13 protein-coding genes are annotated in these 15,276 nt (G+C 60.6%); 9 read left to right on the plus strand and 4 right to left on the minus strand.

Annotated elements, in window-relative coordinates:
- Positions 1-599: 599 nt before the first annotated feature.
- The 3 genes from nrdA (at position 600) to yfaE (ending at position 4,398) form a co-directional block, all read left to right on the plus strand.
- Positions 600-2,867, plus strand: a complete 2,268-nt coding sequence (gene nrdA / locus AAHA39_RS18275; RefSeq protein ID WP_320657220.1) for a class 1a ribonucleoside-diphosphate reductase subunit alpha — start codon at positions 600-602, stop codon at positions 2,865-2,867.
- A gap of 80 nt (positions 2,868-2,947) precedes the next feature.
- Complete coding sequence (nrdB, locus tag AAHA39_RS18280; protein ID WP_042031036.1) at positions 2,948-4,081, plus strand: class Ia ribonucleoside-diphosphate reductase subunit beta; 1,134 nt, start codon at positions 2,948-2,950, stop codon at positions 4,079-4,081.
- Entirely contained in the window at positions 4,078-4,398 is a 321-nt protein-coding gene (yfaE, locus tag AAHA39_RS18285) for a class I ribonucleotide reductase maintenance protein YfaE (protein ID WP_017785309.1), read from the plus strand. Before nrdB ends, yfaE begins: the two co-directional genes overlap by 4 nt.
- A 134-nt stretch (positions 4,399-4,532) precedes the next feature.
- Here the strand turns inward: yfaE and mltA are convergent, their stop codons facing one another.
- On the minus strand, positions 4,533-5,684 hold the full coding sequence (mltA, locus tag AAHA39_RS18290; protein ID WP_033112478.1) for a murein transglycosylase A: 1,152 nt from the start codon (positions 5,682-5,684) through the stop codon (positions 4,533-4,535).
- Positions 5,685-5,833: 149 nt separating this feature from the next.
- Between mltA and AAHA39_RS18295 the strand changes: the two genes are divergently transcribed.
- A complete protein-coding gene (locus AAHA39_RS18295; protein ID WP_156852825.1) occupies positions 5,834-6,085 on the plus strand; it encodes a DUF1289 domain-containing protein in 252 nt (83 codons plus the stop codon).
- A 104-nt stretch (positions 6,086-6,189) separates the two neighbouring features.
- On the opposite strand, the gene fruA is transcribed toward AAHA39_RS18295, so the two are convergent.
- From fruA to fruB, 3 genes are read right to left on the minus strand one after another with little or no spacing between them, the layout of a single operon-like run.
- The gene (fruA, locus tag AAHA39_RS18300) at positions 6,190-7,926 is read right to left on the minus strand and encodes a PTS fructose transporter subunit IIBC (protein WP_320657219.1); all 1,737 of its coding nucleotides are present in this window, start codon (positions 7,924-7,926) and stop codon (positions 6,190-6,192) included.
- Positions 7,923-8,912, minus strand: coding sequence for a 1-phosphofructokinase (gene pfkB, locus AAHA39_RS18305; protein WP_320657218.1), 990 nt, complete (start codon positions 8,910-8,912; stop codon positions 7,923-7,925). Before pfkB ends, fruA begins: the two co-directional genes overlap by 4 nt.
- Positions 8,912-10,027, minus strand: a complete 1,116-nt coding sequence (gene fruB, locus AAHA39_RS18310) for a fused PTS fructose transporter subunit IIA/HPr protein (protein ID WP_320657217.1) — start codon at positions 10,025-10,027, stop codon at positions 8,912-8,914. Before fruB ends, pfkB begins: the two co-directional genes overlap by 1 nt.
- A gap of 307 nt (positions 10,028-10,334) precedes the next feature.
- On the opposite strand from fruB, the gene cra reads away from it, so the two are divergent.
- From cra to AAHA39_RS18335, 5 genes are all read left to right on the plus strand, one after another.
- A complete protein-coding gene (gene cra, locus AAHA39_RS18315; protein WP_320657216.1) occupies positions 10,335-11,321 on the plus strand; it encodes a catabolite repressor/activator in 987 nt (328 codons plus the stop codon).
- 638 nt (positions 11,322-11,959) lie between these two features.
- Complete coding sequence (locus AAHA39_RS18320; protein WP_041207855.1) at positions 11,960-13,153, plus strand: aromatic amino acid transport family protein; 1,194 nt, start codon at positions 11,960-11,962, stop codon at positions 13,151-13,153.
- A 170-nt stretch (positions 13,154-13,323) separates the two neighbouring features.
- Positions 13,324-13,989: a hypothetical protein gene (locus AAHA39_RS18325; RefSeq protein WP_320657215.1), complete on the plus strand. Its 666-nt coding sequence runs from the start codon at positions 13,324-13,326 to the stop codon at positions 13,987-13,989.
- A gap of 144 nt (positions 13,990-14,133) precedes the next feature.
- Positions 14,134-14,691: a hypothetical protein gene (locus tag AAHA39_RS18330; protein WP_320657214.1), complete on the plus strand. Its 558-nt coding sequence runs from the start codon at positions 14,134-14,136 to the stop codon at positions 14,689-14,691.
- 197 nt (positions 14,692-14,888) lie between these two features.
- On the plus strand, positions 14,889-15,275 hold the full coding sequence (locus AAHA39_RS18335; RefSeq protein ID WP_201966520.1) for an MAPEG family protein: 387 nt from the start codon (positions 14,889-14,891) through the stop codon (positions 15,273-15,275).
- The last annotated feature ends 1 nt before the right edge of the window (position 15,276 follow it).

Below are 15,276 nucleotides of genomic sequence, written 5' to 3' on the forward strand. Positions count from 1 at the left end.
TGGGGCATCAAAGGTTGATGCCCTTTTTTACGGCCTTCTCCTGTCCCCGACAGCTAACGAGAAGAGAGCGTAGGTGGATCACCAAGGCAACTTTAACTGCCGCAAAGAATCCATATGACAACCTTGCTCCCGTTTCGCTGAGGCAACTGTCAACAAGCAGACCGAGAAAGTGCGCTTCACATTTTGCAGTGACAACCGAGCGCTGGACAGCTTTTGTCCCTTGTTGGGCAAGGGATAATCAGCAGGCGTTTGCTAGTAAAAAGGCCCCCTTTTCGCAAGCAAAAAAAGTTATTTAAATTTTCCATCTTCGATCGGGAGGCTTGCATTTGACGAAGCGGACGAATGAAAACCCACTCACTGTGAGCAACCACTAACAGAGACAACAACACCCACAATTTATCCACAGCAAGCCAGTTATCCACACATTGCAATGCGCAGTCGACCTCACTATCTTGTAGCTCGACATCAAAATAACACTATATCTTGTGATTCATCGCACAATAGTTACCCAACAACTGCACCGGCCTGTCCTCCTGTGACCGCCAGCAGCCGGGTGGCGTGCGATGGTTTTTCGGGAATCAACTAAAGGTCATCAGCCAATGAACTTGTTTGTGACGAAGCGTAACGGACACAAAGAACCCATCGATCTGGATAAAATTCACCGCGTGCTGGACTGGGCCGCCGAGGGTCTCGACAACGTGTCGGTCTCCCAGGTAGAGCTCAAGTCCCACATCCAGTTCTATGACGGTATCCGTACCGCCGACATTCACGAAACCATCATCAAGGCAACGGCTGACCTCATCTCCGAGCAGACTCCGGACTACCAGTACATGGCTGCCCGTCTGGCCATCTTCCACCTGCGCAAGAAGGCCTACGGCCAGTTCGAACCGCCCCACCTCTACCAGCACGTGGCTCGTCTGGTCGACATGGGCAAGTACGACAAACACCTGCTGGAAGACTACAACCAGGCAGAGTTCGAGGAGCTGAACGCGCACATGGATCACTGGCGCGACATGAACTTCTCCTACGCAGCGGTCAAGCAGCTAGAAGGCAAGTATCTGGTACAAAACCGCGTCACCGGCGAGATCTACGAGAGCCCGCAGTTCCTCTACATCCTGGTGGCGGCCTGCCTCTTCTCCAAGTACCCGAAAGATACCCGTCTGGACTACATCAAGCGCTTCTATGATGCTGTCTCGACCTTCAAGATCTCCCTGCCGACCCCGATCATGAGCGGCGTGCGCACCCCGACCCGTCAGTTCAGCTCCTGCGTACTGATCGAGTGCGACGACAGCCTGGACTCCATCAACGCCACCGCCAGCTCCATCGTGCGTTACGTCTCCCAGCGCGCCGGTATCGGCATCAACGCTGGTCGCATCCGCGGTCTGGGCAGCCCGATCCGTGGCGGCGAAGCGTTCCACACCGGTTGCATCCCCTTCTACAAATACTTCCAGACTGCCGTGAAGTGCTGCTCCCAAGGCGGCGTGCGCGGCGGTGCGGCCACCCTGTTCTACCCGCTGTGGCACACCGAGGTGGAAAGCCTGCTGGTGCTGAAGAACAACCGCGGCGTGGAAGAGAACCGTGTCCGTCACATGGACTACGGCGTGCAGATCAACAAGCTGATGTACCAGCGCCTCATCAAGGGCGGTGACATCACCCTGTTCTCTCCGTCCGATGCGCCGGGTCTGTACGATGCCTTCTTTGCCGATCAGGACAAGTTTGAAGAGCTCTACGTCAAGTACGAGCAGGATCCGGCCATTCGCAAGAAGACCCTCAAGGCAGTCGATCTCTTCTCCCTGATGATGCAGGAGCGTGCCGGTACCGGTCGCATCTACATCCAGAACGTCGATCACTGCAACACCCACAGCCCGTTTGATCCGAGCGTGGCGCCGGTACGCCAGTCCAACCTCTGCCTCGAGATTGCGCTGCCGACCAAGCCGCTCAACAACATTGACGACGAGAACGGCGAGATCGCCCTGTGCACCCTCTCTGCCTTCAACCTGGGTGCCATCGACAAGCTGGAAGACCTGGAAGAGATGGCCGATCTGGCCGTGCGTGCCCTCGATGCTCTGCTCGACTATCAGGACTACCCGATTGCCGCCGCCAAGCGTGGCAGCATGGGTCGTCGCACTCTGGGGATCGGCGTCATCAACTACGCCTACTACCTGGCCAAGAACGGTGCCCGCTACTCTGACGGCTCCGGTCTGGCGCTGACTCACCGCACCTTCGAGGCGATCCAGTACTACCTGCTGAAAGCCTCCGTGCAGCTGGCCCGCGAATTCGGCCCCTGCCCGCTGTTTGGCGAGACCACCTATGCCCAGGGCATCCTGCCGATCGACACCTACAAGAAGGATCTGGATGCGCTGTGCAACGAGCCGCTGCATCTGGATTGGGAAAGCCTGCGCGAAGAGATAAAGTCTGTGGGCCTGCGCAACTCCACCCTGACCGCCCTGATGCCGAGCGAGACCTCCAGCCAGATCTCCAACGCCACCAACGGTATCGAGCCGCCACGCGGTCTGGTGTCGGTCAAGGCATCCAAGGACGGCATTCTCAAACAGGTGGTGCCCGAGTATGATCGCCTGAAAGATCAATACGAACTGCTCTGGAAGCAACCGAGCGTTGACGGCTACCTGCAGCTGGTCGGTATCATGCAGAAGTTTGTGGATCAGGCGATCTCCGCCAACACCAACTACGACCCGGCCCGTTTCGAAGGCAACAAGGTGCCGATGAAGCAACTGCTGAAGGACTTGCTGACCGCCTACAAATACGGCCTCAAGACCCTCTACTATCACAACACCCGTGATGGTGCGGACGATGCCCAGACCGATCTGCAAGATGACGGTTGTGCTGGCGGGGCTTGCAAAATCTAAGTTACGGCAAGAACTGATAACCGGGCGGGAGCGACAAGCTCCCGCTCTCCTGTTTTCTCCATACAGACATTCTGGTAACCATGGCCTATTCAACTTTCTGCCAAACCCAAAACGACCAGCTCAAAGAGCCGATGTTTTTTGGCCAATCGGTCAACGTAGCCCGTTATGACCAGCAAAAGCACGAAGTGTTCGAGCGGCTGATCGAAAAACAACTCTCCTTCTTCTGGCGCCCGGAAGAGGTGGATGTCTCCCGTGATCGCATCGACTATCAGGCCCTGCCCCCCCACGAGCAGCACATCTTCATCTCCAACCTGAAGTACCAGACCCTGCTGGACTCCATTCAGGGTCGCAGCCCCAACGTGGCGCTGCTGCCGCTGGTCTCCATTCCGGAGCTGGAAACTTGGATCGAGACCTGGGCGTTCTCCGAGACCATCCACTCTCGCTCCTACACCCATATCATCCGCAACATCGTCAACACCCCCGCCCAGGTGTTCGACGACATCGTGACCAACGAGCAGATCCTCAAGCGCGCCGGCTCCATCAGCCACTTCTACGACGATCTGATCGAAGCGACCGCCCTCTACAACCTGCACGGTGAAGGAACCCACACCGTTGCTGGCCGCGAAGTGACCATCACCTTGCGTGAGCTCAAGAAGAAGCTCTATCTCTGCCTGATGAGCGTCAACGCGCTGGAAGCGATCCGCTTCTACGTCAGCTTCGCCTGCTCCTTTGCCTTCGCCGAGCGCGAGCTGATGGAGGGCAACGCCAAGATCATCAAGATGATCGCCCGCGATGAGGCACTCCACCTGACCGGTACCCAGCACATGCTGAACCTGATGCGCAGCGGTCAGGACGACCCCGAGATGGCCGAAATCGCCGCCGAGTGCGAACAGGCCTGCTTCGAGCTGTTCAAAGAGGCTGCCATTCAGGAGAAAGAGTGGGCCGAGTACCTGTTCCAGGGCGGCTCCATGATCGGCCTGAACAAGGACATCCTCTGCCAGTACGTGGAGTACATCACCAACCTGCGGATGGCCGCCGTCGGTCTGCAACCAGCCTTTGCCGGCACCAAGCAGAACCCGATCCCCTGGATCAACACCTGGCTCTCCTCCGACAACGTGCAGGTCGCCCCGCAAGAGGTAGAGGTAAGCTCCTATCTGGTGGGTCAGATCGACAGCGAAGTGAATGCTGAAGACCTGGGTGATTTCGAGCTGTGAGTGACGCCACCAACACGCTGACCCCTGCCCCGCACTCGCCTGCCGAACAGCAGGCGGTGCTGGCACCACGGGTACATACCCGGGATGGCGTACTGCACGCTCATCCCGGCGAAAGCGTGCTGGAAACCCTGGAACGCCACGGCCATCGGGTCGAGTTCCAGTGCCGCAGCGGCTATTGCGGTGCCTGCCGCACCCCGCTCATCGCGGGCAAGGTGCACTACCCCAATGTGCCGCTCGCTTTTGTCTCCCAGGGGGAGTGTCTCCCCTGCTGCTGCAAGCCGGTCGGCGCCATCAAGCTGGATATCCAGAAACGCTGATCCCGCTTGTAGCACCTCGTGCACGCAGCCAAAGAGAACAAAACAAAAAGCCGCCGGATTGCTCCGGCTGCTTTTTTACATCTATCTCGATGCCTGAGTTGGCTGGCGGCTGATACGCCCCACCAGCACAGACATTACAGCCAGGGCGCGGCAGTCGGCCCATGGTGCAGACCCAGCTTCCAGACCCGGCCGAAGTGCTTGTAGTGACCCGCTGCGACACCGGCCTTCTCGCCCATGCCGTGATAGAGGTCGAGATGGCCCTTCTTCACCGCTCCGCCCACATCCAGCGCAATCAACAGCCGCAGCTGATGTTTGCCGGTCCAGTTGCCCTCTTTGTCGAGCAAGGGAACTTCGGCGAGGATCGGGGTGCCCATCGGCAACAGAGTCTTGTCGGCAGCAACGGCCGCCATCGGCAGCAGCGGAATACCGGCGGCGCCGATCACGTCGTTGGTCGGGCGGCGCTCGAAGAATACATAGGAGGGGTTCTGCTCCACCAACTCCTTGACGCTCTCCTCCGGCTGGCGGCTCGCCCAATCCTTGATGGCTTTCATCGACATCTGCTCCTTGGGCACTTCGCCGCGGTCGATCAGCACCCGGCCGATACTCACGTAACCGTGGCCGTTCTTGCCGCTGTAGCCCAGATATTGCAGCCGATCCTCATCGCCATAGTGCACAAAGCCGGACCCCTGCACATCCATCAGGAAGTTGTCGATAAGGGATTTGCTGTAACCCAGCTCCAGCCCGCGGTTGGCCAGCGCCCCCTGATGGATCTGGGCCCGGGTCGGACAACGGCTGCCACAGTTGGGCATGGCATAAATTGGATATTTGTACTTGGCATCGGGGCGACGACGCACCTCCAGCACCGGCGAGTAGTAGCCGGTGAAGAGCACGTTACCCATCCGATCCGCCCCGCCCAGCTGGGCCAGGCTGATACCGTAACGGGTGATGTCGGCAGGGTTGCCGCCATTGGCCACCCAGCGGGAGAGCTTGTGGTAGAGCTCGCCATAGCGGCGATTCATCTTGCCGGAGCGCTCCAGTACCAGTCTGCTCTGGGGGCCAAACTTGCTGTAATCGGCTCGCGCACGGCTATTGACCCGCTCAACCCTGACCAGCTCCCCCGGCAAGGTGCCGTCCAGATACTGCTTGCCCAGATTTACCGGCACCTCGCAGTTCAGGAAACATCTGTTGTCGGTCTGTTTTTTGGGCACCTGATTTTGCTCAGAGTTGCCTGCACACCCGGCCAGACCCAGCACCACGGCGGTCAGCCAGTACGCGTGTTTGTTCATATGTCCTCATATAACGCCAATAGCCATGCTCGGCGGGGAAGATGCCAAATTTGCAGGGGGAAAGCAAACGACATCAATCACTTGAAGGGGGATTTCGCCAAAGGTGACAGCTGGGTTATAACAAGGTGACAGGATGTGCGAGGTGATGGATGGAACAGCTCGAGATCTTCCCGCTGCAGAGCCCCTGCATCGGGGTCTGCGAAGTGAACAACAAGGGCTACTGCAAAGGGTGTTTGCGCAGCCGCGAAGAGCGTTTCAACTGGCTCGCCATGACCCCCGCCCAGCAGCAGGATGTAATGCGTCTGTGCCGCGCCCGCAAGGCGCGGGTTGAAGCCGCCCGCCGCAAAGCACAGGAAGGAGCTCAACCCGAGCAGCAAGAACAACCGGGCTGGGATTTTTGACCCTGCCTACCAGCAATCCTCCTCATAGATCATCAATTCCCCAGCAAAACAAAAAGCGGCCCGCAGGCCGCTCTTGGTTATGACGTGTTGCCGGGTGGCGAGGCTTATGCCGTGGCCAGCTTGGCCTGCTCTTCGCCGCGCTTGAGCATGGCGTAGGAGACACCGGTCAGCAGCGAGCCTGCTGCAATCGCCACGATATACATCATGACGTTGCTGATGGCGTGCGGGATGAACAGCACGAACAGACCGCCGTGGGGCGCCATCAGTTCGCAGCCAAACAGCATGGAGAGCGCACCGGTCAGGGCGCCACCCACCATACAGGCCGGGATGACGCGCATCGGATCCTTGGCGGCAAACGGAATGGCACCCTCGGAGATAAAGCACAGACCCAACACGAAGGAGGCCTTGCCCGCTTCCTGCTCCGCCTTGATGAACTTGGTACGGGCCAGGAAGGTGGCGATCCCCATACCCAGCGCCGGCACCATACCGGCGGCCATCACGGCTGCCATCGGGGAGTAGGTTTTGGAGGCCAGCAGGCCAACCCCGAAGGCGTAGGCTGCCTTGTTGACCGGGCCACCCATGTCGAAGCACATCATGGCACCGATGATGACACCGAGCAGCACTGCGTTAGCAGAGCCCATGTTGTTGAGGAAGGTGGTCATGGCATTCATGATGCCGGCCACCGGGCCACCCACCACGTAGATCATCACCAGACCGGTAAAGAGGCTGGCAAAGAGTGGAATGATCAGGATGGGCTTGAGCGCTTCCAGGGTCACCGGCAGGCGCACCTTGTCACTCAGGTACTTGGCGCTGTAACCGGCCAGGAAACCGGCAACGATCCCACCGAGGAAACCGGCGCCCAGCGAGCTTGCCAGCATGCCGCCGATCATGCCGGGAGCGAGACCAGGGCGGTCAGCGATGGAGTAGGCAATGTAACCGGCCAGCACCGGGATCATCAGGGCAAAGGCGGAGCCACCACCGATCTTCATCAGGGCGGCGGCCAGAGTGCCTTCCACCTTGAACGCCTCGATCCCGAATACGAACGAAAGCGCGATGATAAGGCCACCCGCCACCACCATGGGCAGCATAAAGGAGACCCCGGTCAGCAGGTGCTTGTAGGGGCCTGCTTTTTCCTCTTTCTTGGGCTGGCTGGCGCCGTTGTGGCGATAGATTTTCGCCTCACTCCACGCCTTGTCGAGCTCGGCGCGGGTTTTCTTGAGCGCCGCCCCCGTGCTGGTGCGATAGACCGGCTTGCCGTCGAAACGGGCCATGTCCACCTCGATATCGGTGGCGAGGAACACCAGATCGGCAGATGCAATCTCCTCGGCAGTCAGGGCATTCTGGGCACCGACCGAGCCTTGGGTCTCGACGCGGATCTGATAACCCAGCTGTTTGGCCATGGTCTCCAGCGCTTCTGCCGACATAAAGGTGTGGGCCACCCCGGTCGGACAGGCAGTCACCGCCACGATGCGCTTGCCTGCGGCGGCCGGTTTGGCGGCAGCATTGGCAACGGCGGAGACGGCTTGATGACGATAGACACTGGCGCCGCTGGCGGCTGCCTCCAGCAAGGCGGCTGGATCCTGCAGGGCGAGATCCATGCTCCCCTGATAGACCCGTTTGCCATCATAGGCAGCGAGATCCACCGGAGCACTGGCGACAACCAGCACCAGGTCGGCCGCAGCAATCTGCTCTTTTGAGGGGATCTGGCGCGGTTGCACACTGGAGCCGACGTCGAGGGTGAGCTCCCAGCCAGCCAGTTTGGCCTGCTGTTCTATCCGTTTTGCAGCGAGAAAGCTGGTGGCAATGCCCGCCGGGCAAGCCGTAACCAAGATTGCTTTCATTGGGCATCTCCTGAGTTTTCCATTGAGGGGGTATGGCACTGAACCGGTGCCAGCGCATCCAGACGCTCTACTCGCACCTGTTCAAGTAAGGGGTTGAGCACATTGATATCGTCAAAGCCGACCGCGACCTGACTGACCGCCAAGGCCGAGACGGCGGTGGCCAGCCGCAGGGTTTGCTCCGGCGCCCAGCCAAGGCTCAGACCATGGGCGAGGCCGGCCACCAGCGAATCGCCGGCACCCACCGTGCTGACCACCTGCATCCGCGGCGGAATGGCCTGCCAGACGACATCCGGGGCAAACCAGATGAGGCCATCGGCACCGTTGGAGATCACCACGTTGGGGATCCCGCTGGCCTGCAGCGCGCGGGCACACTCGGCCTGCTCGCTCAGCGTCTTGATGGGGCGGCCCGCCCACTGGCCGAGCTCTTCCAGATTGGGTTTGACCAAGGTCGGCGCCGCCTTGATCCCTTCGCTTAGCGCCGCACCGCTGCAATCGAAGATCACCTGCTTGCCCTTGGCCTTGAGCAGGCGGATCAGATGGGCGCAGTAATCGGGGGCCACCCCTTTGGGCAGGCTGCCCGCCAGCACAAACCAGTCTGCGTGAGGGGCCAATTGGTCGATGGTCTGCTCCAGCGCGCTCACCTCCCCTTGCTGGATAGTGAGCCCCGGCAGATTGAGATCGGTGACCCGACCGGATTGCTCGGAGATCTTGACGTTGATGCGGGTGCTGCCCGCGACACGGACAAAGTGATCATCCAGCGCCCGCTCTGCAAACAGGGAGACAAAGCTCTGCTCATTGTCTGCGCCCAGCCAGCCGGTGACGCCTACCTCGCGGCCCAAATCCTTGAGCACCATGGCGACATTGATCCCCTTGCCCGCCGCACGCAGGTTGGCCTCGCTCACCAGATTGACCTCGCCAAGGCTCATCGCCTCGAGACGGGTGGTGAGATCAAGGGCGGGGTTGAGGGTAATGGTGACAATCTTCATCAATGAGCCCCCTCACCGAGACCAGCGGCGATCGCCTCACCGATCCCCTTGAGGGCCGCTTCGGCATCTGCCCCTTCGGCGCGAAACGCCAGACGGTGCCCGCATTTGACCCCAAGGCCGATCACCTTCATCAGGCTCTTGGCGGAGACCGCCTCGCCGCTGCCATCCAGATTGGCAACCCGGATGTCGGATGCAAACTCTTTGGCCACCTTGACCAGCATGGCGCCCGGACGGGCATGCAGGCCGTGGGGGTTGATGATGGTGAAGGTTTCGGAAAGACCGCTCGCGGGACCTGCCTGCAACATGGCCAGCCCCTCGCCGCCCGCCAGCGTCGCCAGCTGACCGGCATCTGCCAGTTTGGCCAGATTCTCCAGTTGCGGCAGATGGCCGCTATCTGCGGCGCACAGCAGCAGCATGGCACTGACCGGCAGATCCCCTGCGCGAAGTTCGCTGCTCGGGGTGGCCAGTACCCAGCCAGTCTGGGCCGATGCTGTTTGCTGAACATGGGCACGGGCCAGCCAGATGCCCTCGCCCAGATAGGCAGGTTCGCTTGCCAGCAGTGCGCTTACCATGGCGGCATCGCCCCAACCGGCGGACTTGGCGCGGGCAGCCGCACCCAGCAACAGCTGGTCGCGATCATCGGCCGGGAAGTCGGCCAGGGTCAGGTATTGCACCTCTTTGGCGGCAGTGGCGCCGGTCAGGATATTGATGATGGTGTCGGCGTCGGTGGCTTCTTTCAATTGCGTTGCCGCCTGCTCGTCACCCAGCACATGGGTGAGCTGGCGCAAGATGCCCAGATGCTCGTCTGACTTGGCGGCGATACCGATGGCGACGTAGGCGATCTGCCCCTCGTCCCACTCGATGCCGTTGGGGAACTGGGCCACCATGACGCCGGTGATCTTCACCAGATGCCGGGTGTCGGTGGTGCCGTGGGGAATGGCGATGCCGCTGCCAAGGTAGGTGGCATGCTGCGCTTCACGGGCCAGCATGCCATCGACATAGCCCGCCTCCACCAGACCGGCCTCGGTCAGTTTGCCTGCCAACAGGGCAATCGCCTCGGCCTTGGTCGCCACCGACTGCCCCAGCAAGATCTGCTCTCGCACCAACTTCAACATAGCCACTCTCCATCAGATCCCGGCATCGCCGGGTCAAGACAATTGAACATTCGGTTTGCCTGCCAGCTGACGATAGTCGGGATACCTCGAAATGTGATCCTGACCGGGTTTTACCACCCTGCTCTACATCTCTGCGAAGCGCTGCTGCTGACAAGCTGAATCGTTTCACTTACACTCAGACTGAATCGTTTCAGCGAATTGATCAAGTACCCACAAAGAGCGGTTTTCAATGATATGATCCCGCGCACACTTTTCGGTGCCCTTACCAGGCAGTGCCCGTGGGCCTAGCAACTCAAACAGAGCCAATATGATGAAACTGGATGAAATCGCCGCCCTCGCCGGTGTCTCGCGCACCACGGCCAGCTATGTGATCAACGGCAAGGCCGACCAATACCGCATCAGTCAGGCCACCCGCGACAAGGTGATGGCCGTCGTCACCGCCCACAACTACCAGCCGGACAGCCGCGCCGCCTCCCTGCGCGGCGGCCAGACCAAGACCCTCGGCTTTATCCTGCCCGACCTTGAGAACGCCAGTTACGCCAAGCTGGCCAAACGGCTGGAACAGGGGGCGCGGGCGCAGGGCTATCAGCTGCTCATCGTCTGCTCGGAAGATGATCCCGCCACCGAAAAAGAGCTGGCCCAGATGCTGGTGAGCCGCCATGTGGATGCCCTGCTGGTGGCCAGCTGCCTGCCGCCGGACGATCCCTTCTATGGCAACCAGCAGGCACAAGGGGTGCAGATCCTCGCCATCGACCGGAGTATGGCGGCCGATCGCTTCGTCACCGTCGCCAGTGAAAATGAGAAGGCGAGCCATGACCTCACCGCCTCCCTGCTCACCCCGGCCATCCGCCATATCGCCTTGATCACTGCGCTGCCTGCACTCACGATCAGTCAGGAGCGAAAAGCAGGCTTCGAACAGGCCATTGCCAGCCACAGTGCGACCTGCCACCTCTGTGAAGGGGCCCACTTCTCGCGCACCGAGGGGTATCGCCTGATCAAACATCTGCACCAGCAGCTGGGCCAGTTGCCCGAGGCGCTGATCACCACCTCCTACATCCTGATGGAGGGGGTACTGGACTACCTGCTGGAACAAGAGACCGATATGAGCCAGCTTGCCATGGCCACTTTCGGCGACGATCGGCTGCTCGACTTCCTCCCCTTTGGCATCAACTCCCTGCCCCAGCAGCACGACGCGCTGGCGAGCCAGGCGCTGGAGCTGGCGCTCAAGGCGGTCAATGGCGACTACCAGAGCGGGCTGCACTATGTAAGCCGCACCCTCAAGCGCCGCCGCTAAGCCGCCAGCAACAACCACCCACAACCGCACAGGCTGCCGGCACAAACTGCCTGCATGGGCAGCCAGAACTGACAGCCTGTGCGACTTCTTTTCTCAACGCCCACCTTTGCACGCGTCTGTTTGACCGGCGGAAGATCGGCCAACCGGCCGACAGGGCTTGCAACCCCTGCTCAGGGCCCGTTTATCGGCCCATCGGCTCGCTATAAATTGAATTTATGGCTTTTGGCCATATGACCCTATTTTTACTTATGCCGAGCCATCCGGGCCGCTAGCGCCCCGTTTTGCCCTCTGCCGCCCCTTCCAAGCGCCTGTAGCAACCCCCTCCGATCCCGAGGGTCGGTTCAAGCGGATTGGCATCAACACCTCAAGGCGCACATTTTTTCGGCGGATAGCGCTGAGTGTCATTTTTTATTTCCACTTAAATGCCTTCTACAGCACAAGATCCGCTTTTTAGGGGTTGTCTCCGCTATTTCGATCCGTTAACGTGGCAACCATCTTTTACAACCGACAGGTTTCAGGTACAGATGTTTCCACGCCGATATTGCTAGCCTCCGGCTTTTCCCCCGGAGGCGCCTCCCGACACAGCCAACTGGCTCTCTCTTGTTTGCAACATCTCCGCTCACTTTCGGATGGATAACATGAACACCAAGACTCTGGGTTGTACCCTGTTGATTGCCGGCACCACCATAGGCGCCGGTATGCTGGCCCTGCCGCTGGCCTCCTCGTCCCTCGGCGGCCCCGCCACCCTGCTGCTGATGATTGGCCTGTGGGCCCTGATGGCCTTTACCGCCATGCTGCAGGTGGAGGCCAGCCTCAATACCGGCAAGTGGTACCTGCACCAGCTGGCAGATCACCTGCTCGGTCCCTGGGGCAAGCGCATCGCCTCCTTCTGCATCCTGATGCTGTTCTACGCCCTCGCCTCCGCCTACATCAGCGGTGGCAGCAGCCTGCTGGCACAGGCGCTGGCCGATGCCGGCATCACCCTGAGCCAGGAGCAGGCTGCCTGGGCCTTTACCCTGCTGTTTGGCGGCATGGTCTGTGTCGGCACCCGCTCGGTGGATTACCTCAACCGGCTGATGTTCACCGTCAAACTGGTGATCATGGTGGGCGTGCTGGCGCTGCTGCTGCCACGCGCCCAGGGCGAACACCTGCTCGCCATGCCGCTCGGGGAAGGGCTGCTGCTGGCGGGCCTGCCGGTGATCTTCACCTCGTTCGGCTTTCACGGTTCGATCCCGAGCGTGATGCTCTACCTCGGCGATTGCCCCAAGCAACTGCGCCGGGTCTTTGTCTGGGGCTCCGCCCTGCCGCTGATCCTCTACGTGCTGTGGCAGGTGGCCATTCTGGGGCTGCTCGGCCAATCCTCCCTGCTGGCTAATGGCGGCGCGCTCGACAGCCTGCTCGCCAGCGTCGGCAAGCTGGTGAGCTGGCCCGCGTTTAATCAGGCGATGCACCTGTTTGCCGATCTGGCGCTCGCCACCTCCTTCCTCGGGGTGACGCTGGGACTGTTCGACTTTATGGCCAAGGTGACCCGCCGCAAGGACAACTGGCAGGGCCGCAGCCAGACCGGCCTCATCACCTTTGTGCCGCCGCTGCTGTTTGCCCTCTACTTCCCGCAGGGCTTTATCATGGCCCTCGGCTACGCCGCCATTGCGCTGGCCATCCTCGCGGTACTGCTGCCGGTGGCGCTGGTATGGCAGAGCCGCAAACAGGCCCCCGCCCACCACTACCGCGCCCCGGGTGGCGTGGTGGCGCTGGGAGTGGCCGGTGCCATGGGGGTGCTGATCGTTGGCGTCCAGATCAGCGTCAGCATGGGACTGCTGCCCGCGCTGTAATCCCCGATACTGAATGCCCCAAATAACAAAGCCCCGCCAATCTGATTGGCGGGGCTTTGTTTTATCACCACGACACATACCGCTGCTCTGCCCATTCCCGCCTCGCACCTGCGGGATGGAGAACCTTTCAACTACGCTTTTTCCATACGCAATGGAGTGGGGAGCAAGGTATGAAGTGGGCTGGCTGGTGGCTGCTGTTTTGTCTGAACCCGATTGCCCAGGGCACGCCCTTGTCGCTGGCGGCGCCCGTGGAATATATCCCCCTGCTGCGCCCCTTCTATGAGGAGTGGTTTGGCAAGGCCAGGGTCGATTTCACCTTTATCCCCTGCACCCTCGCCCGCTGCCGCAAACTGGTTGACTCCGATAGCACCATCGATGGCGATATCGCCCGGATCAAGGGCTTTGAGCAGACTCACCCGCAGATGCTCCCGGTCGGTACGGCGATTGGCGAAATCACCATCTATGCCCAGAGCAAGCAGGACGCCAGCTGGCCCCCCGCCAGTCAGGAGCGGGTTGGCTGCCTGCGCGGCATTCAGTGGTGCAACCGCTATCTCGACAGTCGGCGCATCGTCTGGTTCAACGATGAGAAGCAGGGTCTCGCCCTGCTCCAGCGCGGCAGAACCGACTGGGTGATCCGGCTGCTGCCCACCAATCAATCCCCCCTTGCCGCGCCATGGAAACGGGTCTCCGATATCGAGGTCTATCTCTACCTCAACAAGAGCCGCCAGGCCGATATTGCCGCCCTTGTCCAATCCCAGCAGCAGCTGATAGCGAGCGGCCGCTGGCAGCAAATGCAGGAGCGCTACTTCTCGGCCCTGCTGACCCCCGTCCGCTGATCAGGGCACCACCGAACAAACCGCCAAGAACCGTGTTTTATACAGTCTTTTTTGCCACCAAAACCTGAACGAACAGTTCAAAACCCGTTCATGCCCGCTCGCTACACTGCCCCCTCGTTTATCGCTTTCAGGAGTTTGAAAACAATGATGTTGCATCTCACGAAGAGTTCCCTTGCCCTTGTTCTGCTGGCTGCCAGCGGCGCCCTCAGCGCGGCCGAAATCACCAACAACAATATCACCGAGGCTGACATCAAGGCGGCGCAGGATGCCTGGGGCGCGGCGCTCATCAAGATCAGCGATGACTATCGGGCCGGCGGCATTGAGCGCGCCAAAGCCACCGCCGAGGCGGTACTCGACAGCGCTTACGGCTACCAGCAGGGGCCGGTGCTGTTCAAACCCACCCTCGCCAGTGGCGAGCAGACCTTTCGCACCACCCGCGAGGGGGCGCTGGCCTATTTTGTCGGCAACAACAGCGCCTATCCGGCAGACAGCGGCTTTGCTCTGAAAAACTGGCAGAGCTACCGCTATGACAATGCCGCCGTCTATATCAACGGCAACATGGCGCTGACCATGGGCAAGGTGCATCTGGTGGATCGCGACAACAAGGAGACCACGGTCGACAAGAGCTGGGGTTTCAAGAAGGGGGATGATGGCAAGGTGCGCATCGTGCTGCACCACTCCTCTCTCCCCTACGGCGCCTGACTGGCGAAGTGCAGCTGATTGCGCTGCACGCAACCTAAAACCCGACAACAAGCCCTGCCAGACTGGCGGGGCTTTTCTTTATCTGGCAAGGGCGCTCAGGACGCCATGGCCGAGCCCTCTTTACTGCTACCCTCAAGGGCAAGCCATTGAGTGCACAACAGATCCATGCTTATCCATCACCTCGGGAGCCCTACACCATGACCATACTGCCCATCTATGCGGCCCTGCTTGCCCTGCTCTTTGTCCTGCTCAGCGTGCGTACCATTCGCACCCGTCACCGCCAGAAAGTGGCGCTCGGCCATGGCGATGATCCCGCCATGCTGCGGGCCATGCGGGTGCACGCCAACTTTGCCGAGTATGTCCCCTTCGCCCTGCTGCTCATCTATTTCGTCGAAACCGGCAGCCATGCCCCCTGGCTGGTTCATCTGCTGGGGAGTGCCTTGCTGCTTGGTCGCCTCTGTCACGCCTTCGGCATGAGCCGCACGCCGGAGAATTTCCGCTATCGAATAGTGGGAATGGGGCTGACCTTCACCGTCATTTTGCTGAGTGCGGCCTGCCTCCTGCTCACCGCCCTGCTCTCCTGAC

The organism is Aeromonas sp. SE22, assembly GCF_038739755.1.
GTDB classification, from domain to species: Bacteria; Pseudomonadota; Gammaproteobacteria; order Enterobacterales; family Aeromonadaceae; genus Aeromonas; species Aeromonas jandaei.

Excerpts from the sequence above, each read along its gene's own strand:
- nrdA (WP_320657220.1), top strand. The coding sequence starts at position 600 with ATGAACTTGTTTGTGACGAAGCGTAACGGACACAAAGAACCCATCGAT.
- nrdB (WP_042031036.1), top strand. The coding sequence starts at position 2,948 with ATGGCCTATTCAACTTTCTGCCAAACCCAAAACGACCAGCTCAAAGAG.
- mltA (WP_033112478.1), bottom strand. The coding sequence starts at position 5,684 with ATGAACAAACACGCGTACTGGCTGACCGCCGTGGTGCTGGGTCTGGCC.
- AAHA39_RS18295 (WP_156852825.1), top strand. The coding sequence starts at position 5,834 with ATGGAACAGCTCGAGATCTTCCCGCTGCAGAGCCCCTGCATCGGGGTC.
- fruA (WP_320657219.1), bottom strand. The coding sequence starts at position 7,926 with ATGAAAGCAATCTTGGTTACGGCTTGCCCGGCGGGCATTGCCACCAGC.
- pfkB (WP_320657218.1), bottom strand. The coding sequence starts at position 8,912 with ATGAAGATTGTCACCATTACCCTCAACCCCGCCCTTGATCTCACCACC.
- fruB (WP_320657217.1), bottom strand. The coding sequence starts at position 10,027 with ATGTTGAAGTTGGTGCGAGAGCAGATCTTGCTGGGGCAGTCGGTGGCG.
- cra (WP_320657216.1), top strand. The coding sequence starts at position 10,335 with ATGATGAAACTGGATGAAATCGCCGCCCTCGCCGGTGTCTCGCGCACC.
- AAHA39_RS18320 (WP_041207855.1), top strand. The coding sequence starts at position 11,960 with ATGAACACCAAGACTCTGGGTTGTACCCTGTTGATTGCCGGCACCACC.
- AAHA39_RS18325 (WP_320657215.1), top strand. The coding sequence starts at position 13,324 with ATGAAGTGGGCTGGCTGGTGGCTGCTGTTTTGTCTGAACCCGATTGCC.
- AAHA39_RS18330 (WP_320657214.1), top strand. The coding sequence starts at position 14,134 with ATGATGTTGCATCTCACGAAGAGTTCCCTTGCCCTTGTTCTGCTGGCT.
- AAHA39_RS18335 (WP_201966520.1), top strand. The coding sequence starts at position 14,889 with ATGACCATACTGCCCATCTATGCGGCCCTGCTTGCCCTGCTCTTTGTC.